Origin of the sequence: Tepidicella xavieri (assembly GCF_004363315.1) — a bacterium.
GTDB lineage: Bacteria > Pseudomonadota > Gammaproteobacteria > Burkholderiales > Burkholderiaceae_C > Tepidicella > Tepidicella xavieri.
In genome coordinates this window covers 181,205-200,933 of the sequence record NZ_SNYL01000003.1, presented here as the reverse complement: position 1 = coordinate 200,933, position 19,729 = coordinate 181,205, and the positions used below count along the sequence as shown (strand labels likewise).

Here is a 19,729-nt window from a genome sequence, read left to right as displayed (position 1 = left end):
GGGGCGGGGGCGCGTCGATGATGAGGCGGCCAGTGTATCCGCATGGGCGCGGATTCGACGAACGGCGCTAGACTGTGCCCACGATGACCGACCCCACCGCCTTCCCCCCAGTTCCCGCGCACGACGGCGCGGCCGTCCGGCTGGCGCCCTCGGACCTGCGCTTGCGGGTGGACCCGGCCAGCCTGGGCTTTTCCACCACCGCCGAGCTGGCGCAGGAGCCACTGCCCTGGATTGGCCAGGAGCGGGCGCACACGGCCGCCCGGTTCGGCCTGGGCATCGACCAGCCGGATTACCACCTCTTTGTGCTGGGCGACGTGGGCACGGGCCGCTCCACCCTGCTGCGCCAGGCCATGGAGGCCGCCGCCGCCCAGCGCCCGGTGCCGCCCGATCTGTGCTATCTGCACAACTTCGAGACGCCCGAGCGGCCGCGGGCCCTGCGCCTGCCGGCAGGACAAGGGCGGGCATTGCGCCAGCTGATGCAGCAGTTCGCGCGCACCCTGCAAGCCGACATTCCCAAACGCTTCACCGAACCCGACTTCAAGGCCGAACTGCAGGCGCTGGAACGGCGCTATGCCGACGAGGAGGCGCGGGCCTATGCGGCGTTGTCCGCCTTCGCCGAGGCGCGGCACTTTGCCTTGCGGCGCGACGGCGGGCAACTCATCTTCACCCTGGTGACCGAGCAGGGCGAGACCCTGTCGGCGGCCGAGATGGCCGCGCTGCCGCGTCAGGAGCGGGAGCGCTACGACCAAGGCGAGCGCGAGCTGCGCAGCGAAATCCTGCGCTTTCTGGAAACCACCGCGCCGCTGGAGCGCGCGCTGCGCGAAGGCGTGCAAGCGCTGCGGCGCCAGGTCGTCAAGCCCTTGGTGGAGCGCGAAATGCAGGCCATCCGGCAAGGCCTGAAAAAACAGTTCAAAGACACGCGCAAGCTGGGCGCCTGGCTCGACGAGGTGACGCGCGATGTGCTCGACCATGTGGAGCTGTTTGAAACCGGCGCCCCGGAAGACGAAGAAGACCGGCGCCAGGCGCTGGCCGAGCAGTTGGCCCGCTACCGCGTCAACCTCGTGGTGGACAACGCCAATGCCCAGGGCGCGCCGGTCATCGTCGAAAACAATCCGCTGTACCGCCCCCTGTTCGGCAGCATCGAATACCACTCGGAAAACGACGTCCTCGTCACCGACTTCACCCGCATCCGCGCCGGCAGCCTGCTCAAGGCCCATGGCGGCTTTCTGATGCTGCATCTGCGCGACCTGCTGGCCGACGACCTGGTGTGGGAGAAGTTGCGCCGCTTCCTGCGCAGTGGCCGCCTGCAGATCGAGGAGCCGGGCACCATGTTCAGCGCCCTGGCCACCACCGCCCTGTCGCCCGAGGCGGTGGACGTGGACGTGAAGCTGGTGCTCATCGGCTCCAACGAGCACTACTACGCCTTGCAGGAGGGCGACCCCGAATTCACCCGCCACTTCCGCGTGAAGGTGGACTTTGCCGATGCCTTTCATGCCAGCGACGACACCCGCTACGCCACGGGCGTGTTCGTGGCCCATACCTGCCAGCGCCTGGGGCTGCCGCATTTCAGCGCCGGGGCCGTGGCCCGGCTGATCGAGGACAGCCACCGCGAAGCCGAAGACCAGACGCGCCAGAGCGCGGCCTTTGCCCGCACCGAGGCGCTGGTGGTGGAAAGCGCGGCCATGGCCCAGGCCCGGGGGGCGCGTTGGGTCGAGCGCCACGACGTGGATGCCGCACTGGCCGCTCGCAACCACCGCCACGACTACCCGGACCAACGCCTGCGCGAGGCCATCCTGGAAGGCGATCGGCTCATCGCCCTGGGCGGGGCACGGGTCGGGCAGCTCAATGGGCTGACGGTGATCGATCTGGGCGACTACCGCTTCGGCCTGCCCATGCGGGTGGCCGCGCGCACGGTGGCCGGCTCCGAAGGGCTGCTCAACATCGAACGCGAGGTCGAGCTCTCCGGCCCCATCCACGACAAGGCCGTGCTCATCCTGCACAGCTATCTGTCGGCGCTGTTTGCCCACATCGCGCCACTGGCTTTGTCGGCCTGCATCGTGTTCGAGCAGGAATACCACGGCGTCGAAGGCGATTCGGCCTCCTGCGCCGAGCTGTTTGCCCTGCTGTCGTCGTTGTCGGGCGTGCCGCTGAAGCAGGGCATTGCAGTCACGGGCGCGCTCAACGCCTTTGGCGAAGTCTTGCCCATCGGCGGGGTGAACGAAAAAATCGAAGGCTTCTTCCGGGTTTGCCAGGCCCAGGGGCTCACGGGCGAGCAGGGCGTGCTCATCCCGCAACGCAACCGGCGCCACCTCATGCTCAGCGATGACGTGACCAACGCCGTGGCCCAGGGGCGATTCCACATCTACACCGCCACCCACGCCCTGGAGGGGCTGGCCCTGCTGACGGGGGTGCCCGTCGGAGCGCTGGAGCCCGCGGGCGACGAAGCCGCCGCCTACCCGTCCGGCACGCTGCTGGGCCGGGCCGAGGCCACGCTGCACGCCTACCGGCGGGCCTGTCTGCGGGCGGGCAATCCGCGGGCGTGGCGGCGGCGCGGCTGAGGCTCAGGCCGGCACGGGGCTTTGCGCCCAGCGCTGCGCCCGCTCCAGCACGAAGTCGATCAGCGTGCGCGTGGCCAGGGTCTGGTAGCGGTCGGGCATGCGCAGCAGGTACAGCCGGGTGCCGAACAGGCTCAGCCGCCACTCATCCAGCGTGGTCACCACACGGCCCGCGGCCACGTCATCGGCCACTAGGTAATCGGGCACCAGGCCCACGCCCAGCCCGGCCACGATGGCCTCGTGCAAGAACTGGAAGTTCTCCGAAGCCAGCGTAGGCTGCAACGCCAGTTCGCGCCGTTCCTGCCCCTGGTAGGCGGCCAAACGCAGCTCCCGCCCCACCACGGTCGAGGTGATGATGGGCACTTCGTGCAGGGCTTCCAGCGTGGCTGGCATGCCGTGGCGCAGCGCGAATTCGGCCGACGCGCAGGCAATGTGCCGCATCGGCGCCAGCTCCCGCGCCACCAGGCCGGGCGGCGGGTCGCTCATCACCCGCACGGCCACGTCCACCTCGTCGCGCAGCAGATTGTCCACCCGGTTGTCGAACAACAGTTCCAGCGTGATGCTGGGGTACATCCGCTTGAATTCGATCAGCCAGCGCGACATCACCACCTGCCCAAAGCCCGTGGGCAGCGCCAGCCGCACGTAGCCGTGCAAACCCTCGGTCAGGCTGGCGACCGACTCCTGGGCCGCCAGCAACTCGTCGCGAATGGCGCGGCCGTGCCGGTACAGCTTCAGCCCGGCTTCCGTGGGCTCGATGCGCCGGGTGGTGCGCCGCACCAGTTGCACCCCGACGGTTTTCTCCAACTGGCTCAGGTGGTAGCTGACGTTGGCCCGACTCATGCGCCGCTTGCGAGCCGCCTGACTCAGCCCCCCCGCGTCCACGATGTCCACCAACAGCAGCAAGGCAGCGGCATCCATCATTGTCAAAAGCTTTTTGACGGATTGTTCATAAGTTTTGTGATTGTCAAGGAAAACGCCCCGGGGAACAATGCGGCCCATGTCGCTGTACCGCATCCAAGACGGCGTGGCCGTCATCACCCTTGACCACCCTCCTGTCAACAGCCTCAACCACGCCCTGCGCCAACGCATCGTGCAAGCGCTGGACGCCGCCGAGGCCGACCCTGCCGCCTGCGCCCTGGTGCTGACGGGCCAGGACAAGGCGTTTTCTGCTGGCGCCGACGTCAGCGAAGTGGGCACCCCTGCCCAGCTGGCTGAGCCCATTTTGCTGACGGTGCTGGCGCGCGTGGCCGCCTGCCGCAAGCCGGTGGTGGCGGCCCTGTCGGGCGTGGCGCTGGGTGGCGGGTTGGAGCTGGCCATGACCTGCCACGGCCGGGTGGCGCGGGCGTCGGCCCAGGTGGGCCTGCCCGAAATCCTGCTGGGCCTCATCCCCGGCGCCACTGGCACCCAGCTGCTGCCGCGCCTGGTGGGCGTGCCCAAGGCGCTGGACATGATGCTCAGCGGCCAAGCGCAAAGCGCCCGCGCCTGGGCCGACAGCGGCCTGTTCGATCGGGTGATCGACGACGGCGCCGACTTGCTGGTCGCCGCCTGTGCCTTGGCCCGTGGCTGGGCCGAAGCGGGTGCCCGCCCCGCCAGCCCCCGCGAGCGCACGCTGGATGCGGCCCAGGTGGCGGCCGAAGTCCATGCCGCGCGGCAGCGCCTGACGGCACGCCAGCGCCTGCAGCCGGCCTATGCCGCCCTGCTCGATGCCGTGGCAGGCTGCGCCCTGCCGTTCGAGGAAGGGGCCCGGCAGGAGCGCGCGGTGTTCCTGCAACTCGTGCCCAGCCGCGCCGCCCAGGCCCTGCGCCACCAGTTCAAGGCCGAGCGCGAAGCCACCAAGCTGCCGGCCGACGTGCAAGCCGACCCGCGCCCGGTGCAGACCGTGGCCGTCATTGGGGCGGGCACCATGGGCGCGGGCATTGCCATTTGCGCGCTCGACGCCGGCCTGAAGGTGCTGCTGCTGGAGCAAAACGACGAAGCCTTGGCCCGCGGCCAGCAACGCATTCGCGAGCACTACAGCGGCCGCGTGGCCGCCGGCAAGATGCCAGCCGCCGTGGCCGAAGCGGCGCAATCCCGCCTGACGCCCACCCTGGACTGGCCGGCGCTGGCGCATGCCGATCTGGTCATCGAAGCTGTGTTCGAGGACCTGGCCGTCAAGCAGGCCGTGTTCCGCCAGATCGACGCCCACGCCCGCCCCGGTGCCGTGCTGGCCACCAACACCTCTTACCTCGACATCGACCAGATCGCCCAGGCCACGGCCCGGCCACAGGACGTGCTGGGCCTGCATTTCTTCAGCCCGGCCAATGTGATGAAGCTGCTGGAAGTGGTGCGCGGCGCGCGCACCGCGCCCGACGTGCTGGCCACCGGCATGGCGCTGGGCAAGACCCTCAAAAAGCTGCCCGTGCTCTGTGGCAACGCCTTTGGCTTCATTGGCAACCGCATCTACAACGCCTACCGCAAACAATGTGAATTCATGCTGGAAGACGGCGCCTGGCCCGAGGACGTAGACAACGCGCTGACCGGCATGGGCTTTGCCATGGGCCCCTTTGCCGTGGCCGACCTCTCGGGCCTGGACATCGCCTGGCGCATGCGCCAAGCCCAGGCCGCCACGCGCGACCCGCGTGAACGCTATGTGCCCATCCTCGACCGCCTGTGCGAGCAAGGCCGGCTGGGCCGCAAGACCGGCGCCGGCTACTACACCTATGCCGACGGCAAGCAGTCCCCGCACACCGACGCCACCGTGCGCCGCCTCATCGAAGAAGCCAGCGCGGCACGCGGCATCACGCGCCAGCCCTTGAGCGCCGAGGCCATCTGCCGCCGCGCCCTGCTGGCCATGGTGAACGAGGCGGCCCTGCTGCTGGCCGAAGGCGTGGCCGCGCGGGCCAGCGACATCGACGTGGTGCTGGTGCAGGGCTACGGCTTCCCCCGGTGGGAGGGCGGCCCCGTGTTCTGGGCCCGTCAACAAGACCGGGCCGGCCTGGAGCGCGAACTGCGCGAGCTCGCCGAGCGCAGCGGCTACGGCTGGCGCTTGGGCAACCTCGACACCTTGCTGCCGGGCTGACGCCCCAGCCCCTTTCGGAGACCTCCATGAACCAAGCCTTCATTTGCGATGCCATCCGCACCCCCATCGGCCGCTACGGCGGCGCCCTCTCCAGCGTGCGCACGGACGACCTGGCCGCCATTCCCCTCCAAGCCCTGATGGCGCGCAACCCCGGCGTGGACTGGGCCGCGGTGGCGGATGTGATCTACGGCTGCGCCAACCAGGCCGGCGAAGACAACCGCAACGTCGCACGCATGGCCGCCCTGCTGGCCGGCCTGCCGCAAGACGTGCCGGGCGCCACCATCAACCGCCTGTGTGGCTCCGGGCTCGACGCCGTGGGCACGGCGGCACGCGCCATCCGCGCCGGCGAAGCCGGGCTGATGATCGCCGGTGGCGTGGAGAGCATGAGCCGGGCCCCGTTCGTGATGCCCAAGGCCGACAGCGCCTTCAGCCGCGCCAACGCCGTGTACGACACCACCATCGGCTGGCGCTTCATCAACCCCCTCATGAAAGCCCGCTACGGCGTCGATTCCATGCCCGAGACGGCCGAGAACGTGGCCCAAGAGTTTGGCATCGAGCGGGAAGCGCAGGACCGCATGGCGCTGGCCAGCCAGCAACGCGCCCTGGCTGCCATCGAAGCCGGCCACCTCGCACGCGAGATCTGCCCCGTCACGCTGCCCCAGAAAAAAGGCGACCCCATCGTGGTGGACCGGGACGAGCATCCCCGCCAGACCAGCCTCGAAGCTCTGGCCAAGCTCAAAGGCGTGGTCAAGCCCGACGGCACGGTGACCGCCGGCAACGCCAGCGGCGTCAATGACGGCGCCTGCGCCCTCATCCTGGCCGACGAAACCAGCGCGGCCCGCCACGGGCTCACCCCCCGGGCCCGCGTGGTCGGCATGGCCACGGCCGGCGTGGCCCCCCGCATCATGGGCATCGGCCCGGCACCGGCCACGCAAAAGGTGTTGGCGCTCACCGGCCTGACGCTGGCCCAGATGGACGTGATCGAGCTCAATGAAGCCTTCGCGGCGCAAGGGCTGGCCGTGCTGCGCCTGCTGGGCCTGCCCGACGATGACGCGCGCGTCAACGCCTGGGGCGGCGCCATCGCGCTCGGCCACCCGCTGGGCGCCAGCGGGGCGCGCCTGGCCACCACCGCCGTTAACCGGCTGCACGCCACCGGCGGTCGCTACGCGCTGTGCACCATGTGCATCGGCGTGGGGCAAGGCATCGCCTTGGTGCTGGAGCGGGTCTGAGGCCAGCCGCCCGCCGCCGCGCACCGGCGGGGCGGGTCAGCCGCGCATCAGGGCTTCGATCTCGTCAGCGGCCACGGGCACGCCACGGGTGATGAGCTCGCAGCCGTCGGCCGTCACCACGGCATCGTCTTCGATGCGGATGCCGATGTTCCAGAACCGCTCGGGCACGTCGGGGGCGGGCCGCACGTACAGGCCCGGCTCCAGCGTCAGCACCATGCCCGGGCGCAGGATGCGGCTGGGCCGGTCTTTGATGGTTTCGCCGCTCAAGGGGTCCTGCCGCTCGCTGACCTGGCCCATCTCGCTGGGCTCCACATAGCTGCCCACGTCGTGCACGTCCAGCCCCAGCCAGTGGCCGGTGCGGTGCATGTAGAAGCGGAAATAGTGCCGCTGCGCGATCACGTCGTCCACCGTGCCCACGGCCTGGGCATCGAGCAGGCCCACATCCAGCATGCCTTGCGCCAGCACCCGCACGGCGGCCTCGTGCGGATCGGTGAAGCGCTGGCCGGGCCGGGTGGCCGCCACCGCGGCTTGCTGGGCGGCCAGTACCAGGTCGTACAGCTCACGCTGCGGGCCACTGAAGCGCCCATTGGCGGGGAAGGTGCGGGTGATGTCGCTGGCGTAGCCGTCGAGCTCGCAGCCGGCGTCGATGAGGACCAGCTCCCCATCGCGAATGGGCGCGGCATCGGCCCGGTAGTGCAGGATGCAGGCATTGGCCCCAGCGGCCACGATGCTGCCGTAGGCCGGGTATTGCGAGCCGTGCTGGCGGAATTCATGCAGCAGCTCGGCGTCCAGGTGGTATTCGCGCAAGTCCTGCCCGCTGCGCATGGCCGCGGCGCTGCGGCGCATGGCGCGGATGTGGGCCTGGGCGCTGATCTGCGCGGCCCGGCGCATCAGCGCCAGCTCGTGGTCGTCTTTGACCAGGCGCATCTCATCCAGCGGGCCGCACAGGTCGCGCAGGCTCTGCGGGCACAGCACGCCGTAGCGCACCCGGGCGCGCACCGGCTGCAGCCAGCCATCCACCTGCGCTTGCAGCCCCTCATGCGTGGCAAACGGAAACCACACCGTGCTGCGGTTTTCCAGCAGCGCGGGCAGGCGGCTGGGCAGGGTATCCACGGCATGGGCTTCATCCACACCCAGCGCGGCGGGGGCGGCCTCGGGGCCCAGGCGCAGGCCGTCCCAGATTTCGCGCTCCACGTCCTTGGGCTGGCAGAACAAGATGCTGCGGCCTTCGGCCGTCAGCACCAGCCAGGCATGGGGCTCGGTGAAGCCGGTCAGGTAGTAGAAGTAGCTGTCAAAGCGATACAGGTAATCGCTGTCGCGGTTGCGCGGGCGCACCGGCGCGGTGGGCACGATGGCAATGCCGCCCGGCCCCAGCTGGGCGGCCAACTGGGCGCGGCGGCGGGCATAGATGTCGAGGTGGGCGATCGGTTGCATCCCCGGATCATACGCAAGCCGCCGCGGCGCATCGGCCGCCATGGTCTTGCTGCCCTCACACCTGCAAGGCGGCCAGCCGCTGCGGCGTGCCCACGTCCACCCAATGCTCGGGGTACAGGCTCGCGCCCACCTGGCCAGCGTCGATGGCGGCGCGCAGCATGGGGCCCAGCGGCGCGGCCACGCCCTCGGGGTTGCCGGGGGCAATCGTGCACCAGGGCTGGGCGAAGAAGGCCTGCTTGAACAAGCCGATGGTGGAATAGGTGTGGCGCGGCACCCCGGCCCCGTTGTGCGCCAGCAGCCGCCCACCGGGCAACACCGCCGCGCCAAAATCCCCTTCGGGGTGGTGCGGCGGGTTGGGCACCAGCCAAATGTGCGCCAGCAAAGGGCTGCGGGCAAAAGCATGGCGCACCGCCTCGGCAAAGGCAAATTCGGGCGCGAACACATCGCCGCCGGCCAGCCAAAACACCTCATCCAGCCAAGGCAGGGCGCGGACGATCCCGCCAGCCGTCTCTAGCGCGCGGCCAAAGTCCTGCCCTTCCATCGAATAGCGCAACGCCAGTTGCGGCGCCGCGCCCGCGCCGTCCCAGGCCGCGGCATCGGGCGTGAACACCGGGCCAAAGCGCTGCGCAATCTGCTCGCCCAGCCAAGCGGTATTGATGCACACGCTGCGCGCCCCGCCACGGGCCAGCGCCTCCAGATGCCACTGCAACAAAGGCTTGCCCCGCACCGCCAGCAGCGGCTTGGGGGTGGTGTCGGTCAGCGGGCGCATGCGCTCGCCGCGGCCTGCGGCCAACAGCAGGGCTTGGGCGGGGGGATGGGGGGTCATGGCAGGGCGTCCAATGGGCTGGCCACACCTTTGCCGCCCTTGCCGTCGCGCACCACGTCTTGCAGCCAGGGCGACTCATGTTTAAGGGCCTCGCGGTAGCAAAACAGCAGGGCCGACAGGGCCTGGTTCTGTGTGGATGCCGACACATGCCCATCGACCGCCAGATGCGTCAGAAAGGCCTCCACCTCGGCAGACCCCATTTCATTCGGGTGGCGCTTGTTGTGAAACAAAATGAACCGCTTGACCCAGTGGACGTATTGCCTTTCTGTGGCTAGACTGTAGTGCTTGAAACGCACCCTGTTGCGAAGCTGTTCGAGCAGTTTGGGTGGCTGGGGTGAATTTTCTGGCATAGACCGTAAAATCGGTGTTCTACTTGAGGTCTGTAAGGGAGGAAGGCCTTGTTATACACCTGTTTTTTATATGAGTATACGCCGCTTGCGGCGTATACTGTACGTTAGCCGACGATAACCCTATGGCGCCAACAGTCGTCCGTGAAGGTCCTTTCCGACTCTTCTTCTTTTCCCGTGAAGAGCCGAGAATGCATATCCACGTCGCCCATCCCGATGGTGAAGCCAAGTTCTGGCTCGAGCCTTCGGTTTCCCTTGCGGGCCATACGGGTCTGTCAGCGAAAGAGCTTTCCGCTGCCGAGGAAATCATCCTTCGCCACTTGCAGGAGATCAAAAATGCCTGGCACAAACACTTTGGCCGCTGAGGTCACCCATATTTCCAAGCACGGCTTCTGGCTACTGCTTGGTGACGAAGAACTGTTGATTCCGTTTTCCGAGTTTCCCTGGTTCCGGCAAGCAACCGTGGACCAGCTTTGCGATGTTGAATGGCCTACGGCCGACCACCTTTATTGGCCCCAGCTCGACGTCGATCTGTCTGTCGAGTCTATTCGGCATCCCGAGCGCTTCCCGCTGGTGTCCGCAGTTTCGGCTAACTCTGCGCTCCAGGGGGACGCGCCGCAAGCGGCGCGCCCCTGAGCTTGAACGTTAAATGGCCATGATTGTTGAAGCTCTGAGAAAAATCCATCTGCGGCATCGGCTGCAGGAAGGCGATGTTTCTGCACATACCAAGTCCGCGCAGGTCATCACGAAGGAGTGGCAAGCAGCAGTCTGCGCGAATGATGTGTTGGGTGAGGTGAGGGTTTCAAGAGCAAATAATGAGCGAATCGATGTCGTCGATTTGAAAACCAAAACAGCATATGAACTCAAGGTTTCTGGCAAAAATACGCACCACGAGTTCTATAAAGATCTGGTAAAGGTGCTCACATACAATGAGTACCAAATTGCAGAAAATAGGCTGACAAAGCTGGTGTTTATCAGTGAGGAAACCGGCATCCGTTCGTTGATGGGGCGGTTAGATGAAATGTTCCTCAAAATGCTTGAATCAAAGCATAAGTTAAGCATTGAGCTTGTAGCCATTTAACCAATGGGTGAAGCCGACCGGTACTACGCTGCGCTCCGTCCCGGCGGCTTACCCAAGGCGTTAGGCATACAAAAGGACACTTACATGAAACGAATATTTGCTATTTCACTAGCCATTCTGCTCACAGGCTGCTTTGGCCCATCAGACGAGCAAAAACAAAGGGCAGAAACAGCATGTGAAAAATTCGTGCTTGAAAAAGTGGCGGAAAAGTACCTCGATGAAACGCATGTTTTTGACACTTACGTGAAAGATGGAAAAATCGTGGTTGAAGTAGGCTATCGAAGGGAAAGCAGATCATATAGTGACGGTGATTCATACTCAGTGCGCATATGTATTTATGACGAAGAAAAAGGAACCATTGAAATTCCGAGTTTGTTTAACATGGGACAATGGAAAAAATAATCACAATGTAAATCGGAGGAATACAAATGCCATTACCACTTATTCCCATAATCTCGGCTCTTGCGGCTGGTGGCACTTTAGTTCCACACGCGGCTGGCGGAATGATCGTTACTTCGGCTGCTGGTTACGTTGCAGGAACATATCTCAGCACAGCAGCTATAAGCGGGATACTTGCAGCCGCTTCAACGGCGCTTGGCGCTGGAGCACTGTACTTATCTGGCGCTGCTGGAAGCATCATTGGTAGCGCTGGCATATTTGGTACAACTGTTGGTGCATCTGGAATTACAGGGGTACTAATGTCAGCAGGGATTATTTCATCCACTCCAATATGGGTGCCTTTAGCAGTTGGTGGCGCAGCAGCTGGTGGAGCCGCTGGTCTTGGTTACGGTGGTTATCGGCTCTACAAACTGAAGCAAAAAATTAGCAACACCCCTGAAGGCGAAGAAGCTCAATTCACAGAAACTGAAGCCAATATAATCGAGAAAATCATCAAACGCCTCAGCAAGAAAGAAAACCCTGATGAAAAAGCCTAACAATCACATGCACTCAGACATCAAAAAGCGCCGCTCCTTCGGTGCTCGGCTTTTTGCTGCTGGTGATGTGGGGCGTTAGGCTTGTCAATCATAAGGAGCGAAGCATGAAGAAAGTATTGAAGTGGATTGGTATCGTATTCGTTGGGCTGATTGTTCTCGGGATGATAATCGACCCACCACAATCACAGGAACATAAGACGCAGGCGACGGCTCATGATAATCAGTCTGCTAATCAAGCTGGAACAAACACAGAACAAGGCAAACAAGAAACAGTTACGCTGTCAGGGCCTCAAAAGAATGCTGTTAGATCTGCAAAACAGTACCTCAGCATGCAGGGTTTCTCGTGCAAGGGCCTTATTCAGCAACTTTCATCGAGTGCTGGGGATAAATATACCGTGAGCCAGGCAACATATGGCGCACAGCAGGCAGGTGCTTCGACGTCCCCCCGGATTTGAGTAGCAGGTGAGCTTGGAGTCCAATCGACGTCCCCCCGGATTTGAGTAGCAGGTGAGCTTGGAGTCCAATCCCATGTGACAGGAGATTGGACGTGAAGAAGAGATTTACGGAAGAACAGATCATTGGCTTCCTGCGCGAAGCCGAGTCGGGTCTGCCGGCGGACTGACCCCAGAGGCTTATGCCCAGCTGTTGATACAAAACCGGTTAAATTAACCCCCGGACTCCAAAGCCCAGTGCTACTGAAAACGGGGGGACGTCGGCTTGTAAATAGGTTGGCGTAACAGCCTACAACTACTTCGAGTGGGACTGTCCAACTGCGGGCTGCGCCCGCTATTGGCCAGCCCCTCAAGCTGCACGTTAGGCCGTTCCCGTCCATGCCAGCCCATTTCTCCCTTCCGTGCCGTCTCGCCAGCGCCGACTTTCGCGCTCCGTCCCGGCCGTCGGGCTGGCGCTCCGTGGGGCGGTCGCCGACAGGCTCGCACCGCCTTGCTTCGTTTCGCCCTTCAGCCCCGTCGCGGGCTCGTTGGGTTTCGGTTTCCTCGTCCGCCGCAGCCGCTTTCTGCGCCGGGCGGGGATTTCGGGCCTTGGCGCTCTTGCGGGCGTCAGCGCCTAACACTCCGCTCCAGGGGGACGCGCCGCAAGCGGCGCGTCCCTTAGCTTCGACGTTGGGCATCTTGAAGAGCCCGCTTGACAGGCGTACGTTATCGCGTACTATTTAGGCTTCTTTGAAGGAGCACGAAATGAACACCCTTACCGCCAGCGAAGCGCGCGCCAATCTGTACCGGCTCATTGACCAAACAGTTGAGTCACACGAGCCGATCATCATTTCCGGAAAACGCAGCAGCGCCGTTCTGATCTCTGCGGAAGATTGGAGCGCAATTCAAGAAACTTTGTACCTATTAGCTGTGCCTGGCATGCGCGAGTCCATCAAAGCCGGGATGGCCGAGCCCCTCGAAAAAAGCTCGAAGGCGCTTAAGTGGTGAGTTGGGAAATTGTTTATGCCAAGCAAGCAATGAAGGATGCAAAAAAGCTTGCTGCGAGCGGCCTTAAGCCAAAGGCACAAGAACTACTGGCGGTTCTTGCCGGTGACCCATTTCAAAACCCACCGCCCTTCGAAAAGTTGGTCGGTGATCTTGCTGGCGCCTACTCTCGTCGCATCACTATTCAGCACCGCCTGGTCTACGAGGTCTTTACCAAAGAAAAAACGGTTCGCGTCTTGCGCATGTGGACTCACTATGAGTGAGGCGCGGCCCAACCCATCATTCCACCGGACCTGTACGAAAAGCCGTGCAGGCCGGTGAATTTAGACGTTAGGCTCTGTCCACCACGGCAACGGATGATCTCTGCAAGCGTTCCGCGAACCCACCTTGCTGGATGTCAAGGTGTTTGACAAGATCGTGCGCACGGGTCCACGCCATTTTCATGGGCACGACTCCACTTTGAAGCCGTGCGCGAACTGACCGTGGCTTGAGCCGTTTTTTCAAGCGACTCACCGTGGGGGGCTGGCCAAGACCAAACGAATTGGGCATGCCAAGCTGGCGGGGCAGGCGCTGATGTGCTTTGCCACGTACAACTTGGGTAGCGCATGGGCTCCATCGGGGGCTGGTACGTGCGCATCAAGTGTGAATCAGGGGGGCAGTGCGCCCAAAATGGGCGACGTGGCCTGAGTGTGAGCTGGGGTATGGAGACTGCGCCGGGCAGCCACGGGCCGTCTGCGGCACACTGTGTGCCGACATGGCGAGCTCGCACCCAGATCTCATCGTCGCCCGGCCCGAAGGGCTGTACTGCCCGGCGGGGGACTTTTACATCGACCCGTGGCGCCCCGTGGAGCGGGCGGTCATCACGCACGGCCACTCAGACCATGCCCGCTGGGGGCACCGGCACTACCTGGCGCATGCCGACAGCGCCGGCATTTTGCGGCAGCGGCTGGGTGCCGAGATCGCGCTGCAAACGCTGAATTACGGCGAGGCGATTGACCACCGCGGCGTGCGTCTGTCGCTGCATCCGGCTGGGCATGTGCTGGGCTCGGCCCAGGTGCGGGTGGAGCACGCGGGGCGGGTGTGGGTGGCTTCGGGCGACTACAAAACCGAAGCCGATGGCACTTGCGCCCCTTTTGAGCCGGTGCCTTGCCATGGCTTCATCACCGAGAGCACGTTTGGCTTGCCGGTGTATCGCTGGCCGCCCCAGGCCGAATCGGTGGCGCAGATTCGGCAGTGGTGGGCGCACAACGCGGCGCAGGGACGTGCGTCCGTGCTGCTGTGCTATGCCTTGGGCAAGGCGCAGCGCCTTTTGCATGCGCTGCGCGAGGCCGACGTGGGGCCGCTGGTGGTGCATGGGGCCTTGGAGCCGATGAACGCGGTGTACCGGGCGGCCGGGGTGGCGTTGCCGCCCACCGCGCGCGCCACCGATCTGGAGCCGTCTGCGCTGCGCCGCGCCCTGGTGCTGGCGCCGCCTTCGGCGCAAGGCTCGCCGTGGCTGCGCCGCTTTGGCCCCGATGCGCAGCTGGCGCTGGCCAGCGGCTGGATGCAGGTGCGCGGCATGCGCCGCCGCCGCGGGGTGGACCGAGGCTTTGTGCTGTCAGACCATGCGGACTGGCCGGGCCTGTTGCAAGCCATTGAGGCCACAGGGGCGCAGCAGGTGCGCGTGACCCATGGCCACGTGGCGGTGATGGTGCGCTGGCTGCAAGCGCAGGGCCTCGACGCCCAGAGCTTGCAGACCGAATACGGCGATGAGCGGGAGGAAGCGCCGGCATGAAGCGTTTTGCCGCCCTGTACCGCGAGCTGGACGCCAGCACGGCCATCCGCGACAAGCAGGCCGCGCTCCAGCGTTATTTCCGCGAGGCGCCGCCAGCCGATGCGGCCTGGGCGGTGTACTTTCTGGCGGGTGGCAAGCCCCGGCAAATCGTGCCCACCCGCCTGTTGCGCGATCTGGCCCAGCAAGCCGCGGGCATACCCGCCTGGCTGTTCGAGGAAAGCTATCAGGCGGTGGGTGATTTGGCCGAAACCCTGGCCCTGCTGCTGCCGCCGCCGGCCGATCCGCAGGAGCGTGGCCTGGCCGACTGGCTGCAACACCATCTGCTGCCCCTGCGCGGCCAGCCGCCCGCCACCCAGGCCCAAGCCCTGCTGGCGCAGTGGCGCGCGCTGCCCCAGGCGCAGCGCTTCGTCTATTTCAAGCTCATCACCGGCGGGCTGCGGGTGGGGGTGTCGCGGCTGCAGGTCACGCAGGCGCTGGCCGCCGTGGCCGGGCTGGAGCCCAAGCGCATGGCGCAGCGGCTCATGGGCTACACCGCCGTCGGCCGCCAGCCCACGGCCGCGGACTGGGCCGCCCTGATGGCCCCGGCCCACGCCGACGAATCCCAGGCCGCCAGCGGCCAGCCGTATCCCTTTTTTCTCGCGCATCCGCTGGCCGAGCCCTGGACCGATTTCGACGCCCTGCTGGGCCCGCTGTCTGGCTGGCTGGTGGAGTGGAAGTGGGACGGCATCCGTGCCCAGCTGGTGCGCCGCGCAGGCCAGACATGGCTGTGGAGCCGGGGCGAGGAACTGGTGACCGACCGTTTCCCCGAGCTGGCCGAACTGGGCCATGCCTTGCCCGAAGGCACCGTCATCGACGGCGAAATCGTCGCTTGGCAGCCCCAAAGCGCCGCAGACCCGCCGGCTGCGGCCGCCTCTGATGCGGCCGCGCTTGGCGCAGCGGGCGCTTTGCACGGCCTGGGTGGGCGCCCCGGCCCGTTTGCCGAATTGCAACAACGCCTGGGCCGCAAGCGCCTGAGCCCCCAGTGGTTGCGCCAGCGGCCGGTGGCCCTGCTGGCTTACGACCTGCTGGAGCACGAGGGCCAGGACATGCGGCAGCAGCCGCTGCAGGTGCGCCGCGCCGCTTTACAGGCCCTGGTGGGTGGCTTGGCGCATCCGCGCCTGCCATTGAGCCCCGAAGTCAGCGCCCCCACCTGGGCCGCGTTGGCCGCGTGGCGCGAGCAGGCCCGCGCCATGGGCACCGAGGGCTTCATGCTCAAGCACCGCGAAAGCCGCTACGGCGTCGGGCGGACCAAGGCCGATGGCCTGTGGTGGAAATGGAAAACCGACCCCATGAGCGTGGACGCCGTGCTCATTTACGCCCAGCGTGGGCATGGCCGCCGGGCCAGCCTGTTCAGCGACTACACCTTTGCCTTGTGGAGCGCCCCGATCGGCCACCCGCAGCGGCAGCTCGTGCCCTTTGCCAAGGCCTATTCCGGGCTGACCGATGCCGAAATGGCGCAGGTCGATGCCATCATTCGCCAAACCACGGTGGACAGCTTTGGCCCGGTGCGCAGCGTGCGCCCGACGCTGGTGTTCGAAATCGGCTTCGAGGGCATTGCCCGCAGCCCGCGCCACAAAAGCGGCTGGGCGGTGCGCTTCCCGCGCATGTTGCGATGGCGGCACGACAAGCCGGTGGACGACGCCGACACCCTGGAGGCGCTGGCCGCCTTGGCCCCGGCCTCGCACCAACGGGCGCCGCTGGCGCCGCATGCGCCATGACGCGCCGCGGCCGCCAGCGCGTGCCGGCGACGCCGGACCCGGTGGCCTGGATGCAGGCCCGCGGCTGGCAACCCTTCGATTTTCAGCGCCGGGCTTGGCAAGCCATCGAAGCCGGGCAAAGCGGCCTGCTGCACGCCACCACCGGCGCGGGCAAGACTTACGCCATTTGGCTGGGCGCATTGCACGCCTGGGCGCAGGCCACGAGGCCAGGGGCCGAGGGCGCCCCACCGCTGACGGTGTTGTGGATCACGCCCATGCGGGCCTTGGCGGCCGATACCTGCCGCGCGCTGCAAGCCCCATTGCCCGATTGGGCGCCCCACTGGACGCTGGGCTTGCGCACGGGCGACACCCCCGCTGGCGAGCGCCAAGCGCAGCAGCAGCGCCTGCCCACCGTGCTGGTGACCACCCCCGAAAGCCTGTGCCTGCTACTGGCCCGGGCAGATGCGGCCCAGGCGCTGGGCTCGGTGCGCTTGGCGGTGGTGGACGAATGGCACGAGCTCATGGGCAACAAGCGCGGCGTGCAGGTGCAGCTGGCTTTGGCACGGCTGCGCCGGTTTCAGCCTGGGCTGTGCATCTGGGGCCTGTCGGCCACCTTGGGGGAGCTGGATCAAGCCCTGCACGCGCTGCTGGGCCCGCAACACGCCCCGGCCGCCTGCTTGCTCCAAGGGCACATGCCCAAGCCGTTGTGCATCGACACCTTGTTGCCTGCGCGCATCGAGCGTTTCCCGTGGGCGGGGCATTTGGGGCTGGCCATGGTGCCGCAGGTGGTGGCCGAAATCGACGCGGCCGCCAGTACCCTGGTGTTCACCAACACCCGCGCCCAGGCCGAACTCTGGTACCAAGCCCTGCTGGACGCGCGGCCCGACTGGGCGGGCCAAGTGGCGCTGCACCACGGCGCGCTAGACGCCGCAACGCGCCAATGGGTGGAGGCCGCTTTGCGCCAAGGCACGTTGCGTGCCGTGGTGTGCACCAGCAGCCTGGACCTGGGCGTGGACTTCCAGCCCGTGGAGCGGGTGCTGCATGTCGGCTCGCCCAAAGGGGTGGCGCGGTGGCTGCAACGCGCCGGGCGCAGCGGCCATGCGCCCGGGCGGCCCTCGCGCATCAGCCTCGTGCCCACGCACAGCCTGGAGCTGATCGAAGGCGCGGCCGTGCGCTGGGCCGTGCAGGCGGGCCACATCGAGCCCCGCCCATCGCCCCGCCACCCGCTGGACGTGCTGGTGCAGCACCTCGTCACCGTGGCGCTGGGAGGCGGCTTCAGGCCAGACGATTTGCTCGCCGAAGTGCGCGGCACCGCCGCCTATGCCACCCTGAGCGATGCCGATTGGCGCTGGTGCCTGGATTTCGTGGCCCAAGGCGGGCCTTCCCTGGCCAGCTACCCCGACTATCGCCGCGTCATGCCCGATGCCGACGGCCTCTGGCGCATGACCGATGCTCGGCTGGCCCGACGCCATCGCGTCAACATCGGCACCATCGTGAGCGACGCCACCGTCACCGTGCAGTACCAGGGCGGCGCCCGCATCGGGCAGGTCGAAGAGAGCTTCATCGCGCGCTTGCGCCCGGGTGACTGCTTCCTGTTCGGGGGGCGCGCGCTGGAACTGCTGCGTGTGCGCGAGATGACGGCCTGGGTGCGACGCGCCGACGGTCAGCGGCCCATGGTACCGCGCTGGAGTGGCGGCAGCCTGCCATTGTCCACCGCGCTGGCCGATGCCGTGTTGGCCCAGTTCCAAGCCGCTGCCCAAGGGCAGTGGGATGCCCCGGAATTGCAAGCCGTCAAGCCCTTGCTGGCCGTGCAGGCGCGTTGGTCGGCCTTGCCCACGCCTGGCAGGTGGCTGGCCGAAACCCTGCGCACCCGCGAAGGCTGGCACCTGTTCCTGTACCCCTTTGCCGGCCGCCATGCCCACCTGGGCCTGGCCAGCTGGCTGGCGTGGCGCATGGGGCAGCAGCAGCCCTGCACCGTGTCCATGGCGGTCAACGACTACGGCCTGGAACTGCTCAGCCCCACCCCGCTGGATTGGCGAGCCCACTTGCCGCGGTGGCTTGCCGCCCCCGCCGAGGCCGACGCCTTGCAGCAAGAGGTGCTGGCCAGCGTCAATGCCTCCGAGCTCGCGCAGCGCCGCTTCCGGGAAATCGCCCGCATTGCCGGGGTGCTGTTCCAGAGCCACCCCCGCGAAGCACGCCGCCAACGCCAGTGGCAGGCCTCGGCCAGCCTGTTCTGGGGCGTGTTCTCGCAACACGACCCGGACAACCGCCTGCTGGCCCAGGCCCGCGCCGAGGTGCTGCTGCACGAGTTGGAGGCCCCGCGCCTGCATGCCACGTTGCAGCGCCTGAGCCAATGGCCGCTGCAATGGCAGACACTGACCCGGCCCTCCCCGTTGGCCTTTCCGCTGCTGGCCGAGCGTCTGCGCGAACGCCTGAGCACCGAAACCGCCGCCCAGCGCATTGCCCGCATGGTGGCGCAGCTGGAGCGGGCCGCTGACGCGCCGCCCCGAGCCCGCCGCCGCCCCGCCTGACCCTTTGTCATCCCCGCATGCCCGCTGCCCAGAACACCTCCCCAGACCGTGGTCCCGCCAGCGCTGCCTTGTGGCAAACCTGGGCAGGCGAGGCCGTCGCCTTGCTGCCCGAGCGCGCCTTGTGGTGGCCGCGCGAGCACACCCTGTTCGTGGCCGACGTGCACCTGGGCAAAGCCGCGAGCTTTCGGGCCCAGGGCGTGCCCGTGCCCACCGGCACGACGCAGGACAACCTGGAGCGCCTCTCGGCCCTGCTGCGGCAGTACCCGGCGCGACGGCTGGTGGTGCTGGGCGACTGGCTGCACGCCGCCAGCGGGCGCACTGCCGCCGTGCTGGCGGCCTGGCGGCAGTGGCGCCAGCGCCACGCGGCCCTGGCGCATGTGCTGGTGCGCGGCAACCACGACGCCCATGCGGGCGCTCCCCCCGCCGATCTGGGCTTGCAAACCGTGGCCGAACCCTGGCACCTGGGCCCCTTTGCCTGTTGTCACCACCCCCAGACACTGCCGGGCCGCTTCGTGCTCGCCGGCCATGTGCACCCGGTGTGCCGGCTGCGCGGCCCAGGGCGCGATGTGCTGCGGCTGCCTTGCTTTGCGCAGCACGCCGACGGGGCCTTGCTGCCCGCCTTCGGCGCGTTCACCGGAGGGCATCTGATCATGCCGCCCGCGTCTGGGGCGTTGTACCCCATCGGGGGCGGGCGGGTCTGGCGACTGGATGCCGGATACCCCCTCCCAGCGCCCCCCGGCTAAAATAGGGGGTTTTCCTTCATCCCCCGCGGCCGAACGGTTTCGTG

At 66.7% G+C, this 19,729-nt stretch carries 19 protein-coding genes and 1 pseudogene; 16 read left to right on the top strand and 4 right to left on the bottom strand.

From position 1 onward, the window contains the following. The first annotated feature begins 83 nt into the window (after nt 1-83). Complete coding sequence (locus DFR43_RS03785) at nt 84-2,558, top strand: Lon protease family protein (RefSeq protein ID WP_133596030.1); 2,475 nt, start codon at nt 84-86, stop codon at nt 2,556-2,558. Between the two features lie 3 nt (nt 2,559-2,561). Here the strand turns inward: DFR43_RS03785 and DFR43_RS03780 are convergent, their stop codons facing one another. Next, a complete protein-coding gene (locus DFR43_RS03780; RefSeq protein WP_133596120.1) occupies nt 2,562-3,473 on the bottom strand; it encodes a LysR family transcriptional regulator in 912 nt (303 codons plus the stop codon). Nucleotides 3,474-3,552: 79 nt separating this feature from the next. Between DFR43_RS03780 and DFR43_RS03775 the strand changes: the two genes are divergently transcribed. Both DFR43_RS03775 and pcaF read left to right on the top strand, forming a co-directional pair. Continuing rightward, complete coding sequence (locus DFR43_RS03775; protein WP_211338593.1) at nt 3,553-5,613, top strand: 3-hydroxyacyl-CoA dehydrogenase NAD-binding domain-containing protein; 2,061 nt, start codon at nt 3,553-3,555, stop codon at nt 5,611-5,613. Between the two features lie 26 nt (nt 5,614-5,639). Next, nucleotides 5,640-6,842 (top strand): 3-oxoadipyl-CoA thiolase, encoded by a 1,203-nt coding sequence (gene pcaF, locus DFR43_RS03770; protein WP_133596029.1) that lies wholly within the window; start codon nt 5,640-5,642, stop codon nt 6,840-6,842. Between the two features lie 36 nt (nt 6,843-6,878). Here pcaF and DFR43_RS03765 read toward each other — a convergent pair whose 3' ends face one another. Genes DFR43_RS03765 through DFR43_RS03755 form a run of 3 tightly spaced genes read right to left on the bottom strand, consistent with a single transcriptional unit; the run spans nt 6,879 to nt 9,452 of the window. Beyond that, nucleotides 6,879-8,276, bottom strand: a complete 1,398-nt coding sequence (locus DFR43_RS03765) for an aminopeptidase P N-terminal domain-containing protein (protein ID WP_133596028.1) — start codon at nt 8,274-8,276, stop codon at nt 6,879-6,881. A gap of 55 nt (nt 8,277-8,331) precedes the next feature. After that, nucleotides 8,332-9,102 carry a nucleotidyltransferase family protein gene (locus tag DFR43_RS03760; RefSeq protein WP_133596027.1) on the bottom strand — a complete coding sequence of 257 codons (771 nt, stop codon included), beginning with the start codon at nt 9,100-9,102 and terminating at the stop codon, nt 8,332-8,334. Next, nucleotides 9,099-9,452: a phage integrase N-terminal SAM-like domain-containing protein gene (locus DFR43_RS03755; RefSeq protein ID WP_133596026.1), complete on the bottom strand. Its 354-nt coding sequence runs from the start codon at nt 9,450-9,452 to the stop codon at nt 9,099-9,101. Before DFR43_RS03755 ends, DFR43_RS03760 begins: the two co-directional genes overlap by 4 nt. Before the next feature lie 122 nt (nt 9,453-9,574). Here DFR43_RS03755 and DFR43_RS03750 point away from each other — a divergent pair, with 122 nt between their 5' ends. From DFR43_RS03750 to pdeM, 13 genes and pseudogenes are all read left to right on the top strand, one after another. Further along, nucleotides 9,575-9,814, top strand: coding sequence for a DUF4160 domain-containing protein (locus DFR43_RS03750; protein WP_133596025.1), 240 nt, complete (start codon nt 9,575-9,577; stop codon nt 9,812-9,814). Beyond that, nucleotides 9,786-10,085, top strand: coding sequence for a DUF2442 domain-containing protein (locus DFR43_RS03745; protein WP_133596024.1), 300 nt, complete (start codon nt 9,786-9,788; stop codon nt 10,083-10,085). The genes DFR43_RS03750 and DFR43_RS03745 overlap by 29 nt, the downstream gene beginning before the upstream one ends. A 13-nt stretch (nt 10,086-10,098) precedes the next feature. Continuing rightward, nucleotides 10,099-10,530 (top strand): hypothetical protein, encoded by a 432-nt coding sequence (locus DFR43_RS03740; RefSeq protein WP_133596023.1) that lies wholly within the window; start codon nt 10,099-10,101, stop codon nt 10,528-10,530. 84 nt (nt 10,531-10,614) lie between these two features. Beyond that, the gene (locus tag DFR43_RS03735) at nt 10,615-10,932 is read left to right on the top strand and encodes a hypothetical protein (protein WP_133596022.1); all 318 of its coding nucleotides are present in this window, start codon (nt 10,615-10,617) and stop codon (nt 10,930-10,932) included. A 26-nt stretch (nt 10,933-10,958) separates the two neighbouring features. Then, on the top strand, nt 10,959-11,465 hold the full coding sequence (locus DFR43_RS03730) for a hypothetical protein (RefSeq protein ID WP_133596021.1): 507 nt from the start codon (nt 10,959-10,961) through the stop codon (nt 11,463-11,465). Nucleotides 11,466-11,569: 104 nt separating this feature from the next. After that, nucleotides 11,570-11,920 (top strand): Ltp family lipoprotein, encoded by a 351-nt coding sequence (locus tag DFR43_RS03725; protein ID WP_133596020.1) that lies wholly within the window; start codon nt 11,570-11,572, stop codon nt 11,918-11,920. Between the two features lie 741 nt (nt 11,921-12,661). Beyond that, entirely contained in the window at nt 12,662-12,904 is a 243-nt protein-coding gene (locus DFR43_RS03720; RefSeq protein WP_133596019.1) for a type II toxin-antitoxin system Phd/YefM family antitoxin, read from the top strand. Further along, nucleotides 12,901-13,164, top strand: a complete 264-nt coding sequence (locus DFR43_RS03715; protein ID WP_133596018.1) for a Txe/YoeB family addiction module toxin — start codon at nt 12,901-12,903, stop codon at nt 13,162-13,164. The genes DFR43_RS03720 and DFR43_RS03715 overlap by 4 nt, the downstream gene beginning before the upstream one ends. Nucleotides 13,165-13,417: 253 nt before the next feature. Beyond that, a pseudogene (locus DFR43_RS03710) lies at nt 13,418-13,530 on the top strand (IS5/IS1182 family transposase); the annotation flags it as partial. Nucleotides 13,531-13,655: 125 nt separating this feature from the next. Continuing rightward, nucleotides 13,656-14,675 carry a ligase-associated DNA damage response exonuclease gene (locus DFR43_RS03705; protein WP_133596017.1) on the top strand — a complete coding sequence of 340 codons (1,020 nt, stop codon included), beginning with the start codon at nt 13,656-13,658 and terminating at the stop codon, nt 14,673-14,675. Next, complete coding sequence (locus DFR43_RS03700; RefSeq protein WP_133596016.1) at nt 14,672-16,432, top strand: ATP-dependent DNA ligase; 1,761 nt, start codon at nt 14,672-14,674, stop codon at nt 16,430-16,432. Before DFR43_RS03705 ends, DFR43_RS03700 begins: the two co-directional genes overlap by 4 nt. Beyond that, nucleotides 16,429-18,942 (top strand): ligase-associated DNA damage response DEXH box helicase, encoded by a 2,514-nt coding sequence (locus DFR43_RS03695; RefSeq protein WP_133596015.1) that lies wholly within the window; start codon nt 16,429-16,431, stop codon nt 18,940-18,942. The genes DFR43_RS03700 and DFR43_RS03695 overlap by 4 nt, the downstream gene beginning before the upstream one ends. Before the next feature lie 17 nt (nt 18,943-18,959). Next, nucleotides 18,960-19,685, top strand: a complete 726-nt coding sequence (gene pdeM / locus DFR43_RS03690; protein WP_133596014.1) for a ligase-associated DNA damage response endonuclease PdeM — start codon at nt 18,960-18,962, stop codon at nt 19,683-19,685. Nucleotides 19,686-19,729: the final 44 nt, after the last annotated feature.

Excerpts from the sequence above, each read along its gene's own strand:
- DFR43_RS03785 (WP_133596030.1), top strand. The coding sequence starts at position 84 with ATGACCGACCCCACCGCCTTCCCCCCAGTTCCCGCGCACGACGGCGCG.
- DFR43_RS03780 (WP_133596120.1), bottom strand. The coding sequence starts at position 3,473 with ATGGATGCCGCTGCCTTGCTGCTGTTGGTGGACATCGTGGACGCGGGG.
- DFR43_RS03775 (WP_211338593.1), top strand. The coding sequence starts at position 3,553 with ATGTCGCTGTACCGCATCCAAGACGGCGTGGCCGTCATCACCCTTGAC.
- pcaF (WP_133596029.1), top strand. The coding sequence starts at position 5,640 with ATGAACCAAGCCTTCATTTGCGATGCCATCCGCACCCCCATCGGCCGC.
- DFR43_RS03765 (WP_133596028.1), bottom strand. The coding sequence starts at position 8,276 with ATGCAACCGATCGCCCACCTCGACATCTATGCCCGCCGCCGCGCCCAG.
- DFR43_RS03760 (WP_133596027.1), bottom strand. The coding sequence starts at position 9,102 with ATGACCCCCCATCCCCCCGCCCAAGCCCTGCTGTTGGCCGCAGGCCGC.
- DFR43_RS03755 (WP_133596026.1), bottom strand. The coding sequence starts at position 9,452 with ATGCCAGAAAATTCACCCCAGCCACCCAAACTGCTCGAACAGCTTCGC.
- DFR43_RS03750 (WP_133596025.1), top strand. The coding sequence starts at position 9,575 with ATGGCGCCAACAGTCGTCCGTGAAGGTCCTTTCCGACTCTTCTTCTTT.
- DFR43_RS03745 (WP_133596024.1), top strand. The coding sequence starts at position 9,786 with ATGCCTGGCACAAACACTTTGGCCGCTGAGGTCACCCATATTTCCAAG.
- DFR43_RS03740 (WP_133596023.1), top strand. The coding sequence starts at position 10,099 with ATGGCCATGATTGTTGAAGCTCTGAGAAAAATCCATCTGCGGCATCGG.
- DFR43_RS03735 (WP_133596022.1), top strand. The coding sequence starts at position 10,615 with ATGAAACGAATATTTGCTATTTCACTAGCCATTCTGCTCACAGGCTGC.
- DFR43_RS03730 (WP_133596021.1), top strand. The coding sequence starts at position 10,959 with ATGCCATTACCACTTATTCCCATAATCTCGGCTCTTGCGGCTGGTGGC.
- DFR43_RS03725 (WP_133596020.1), top strand. The coding sequence starts at position 11,570 with ATGAAGAAAGTATTGAAGTGGATTGGTATCGTATTCGTTGGGCTGATT.
- DFR43_RS03720 (WP_133596019.1), top strand. The coding sequence starts at position 12,662 with ATGAACACCCTTACCGCCAGCGAAGCGCGCGCCAATCTGTACCGGCTC.
- DFR43_RS03705 (WP_133596017.1), top strand. The coding sequence starts at position 13,656 with ATGGCGAGCTCGCACCCAGATCTCATCGTCGCCCGGCCCGAAGGGCTG.
- DFR43_RS03700 (WP_133596016.1), top strand. The coding sequence starts at position 14,672 with ATGAAGCGTTTTGCCGCCCTGTACCGCGAGCTGGACGCCAGCACGGCC.
- DFR43_RS03695 (WP_133596015.1), top strand. The coding sequence starts at position 16,429 with ATGACGCGCCGCGGCCGCCAGCGCGTGCCGGCGACGCCGGACCCGGTG.
- pdeM (WP_133596014.1), top strand. The coding sequence starts at position 18,960 with ATGCCCGCTGCCCAGAACACCTCCCCAGACCGTGGTCCCGCCAGCGCT.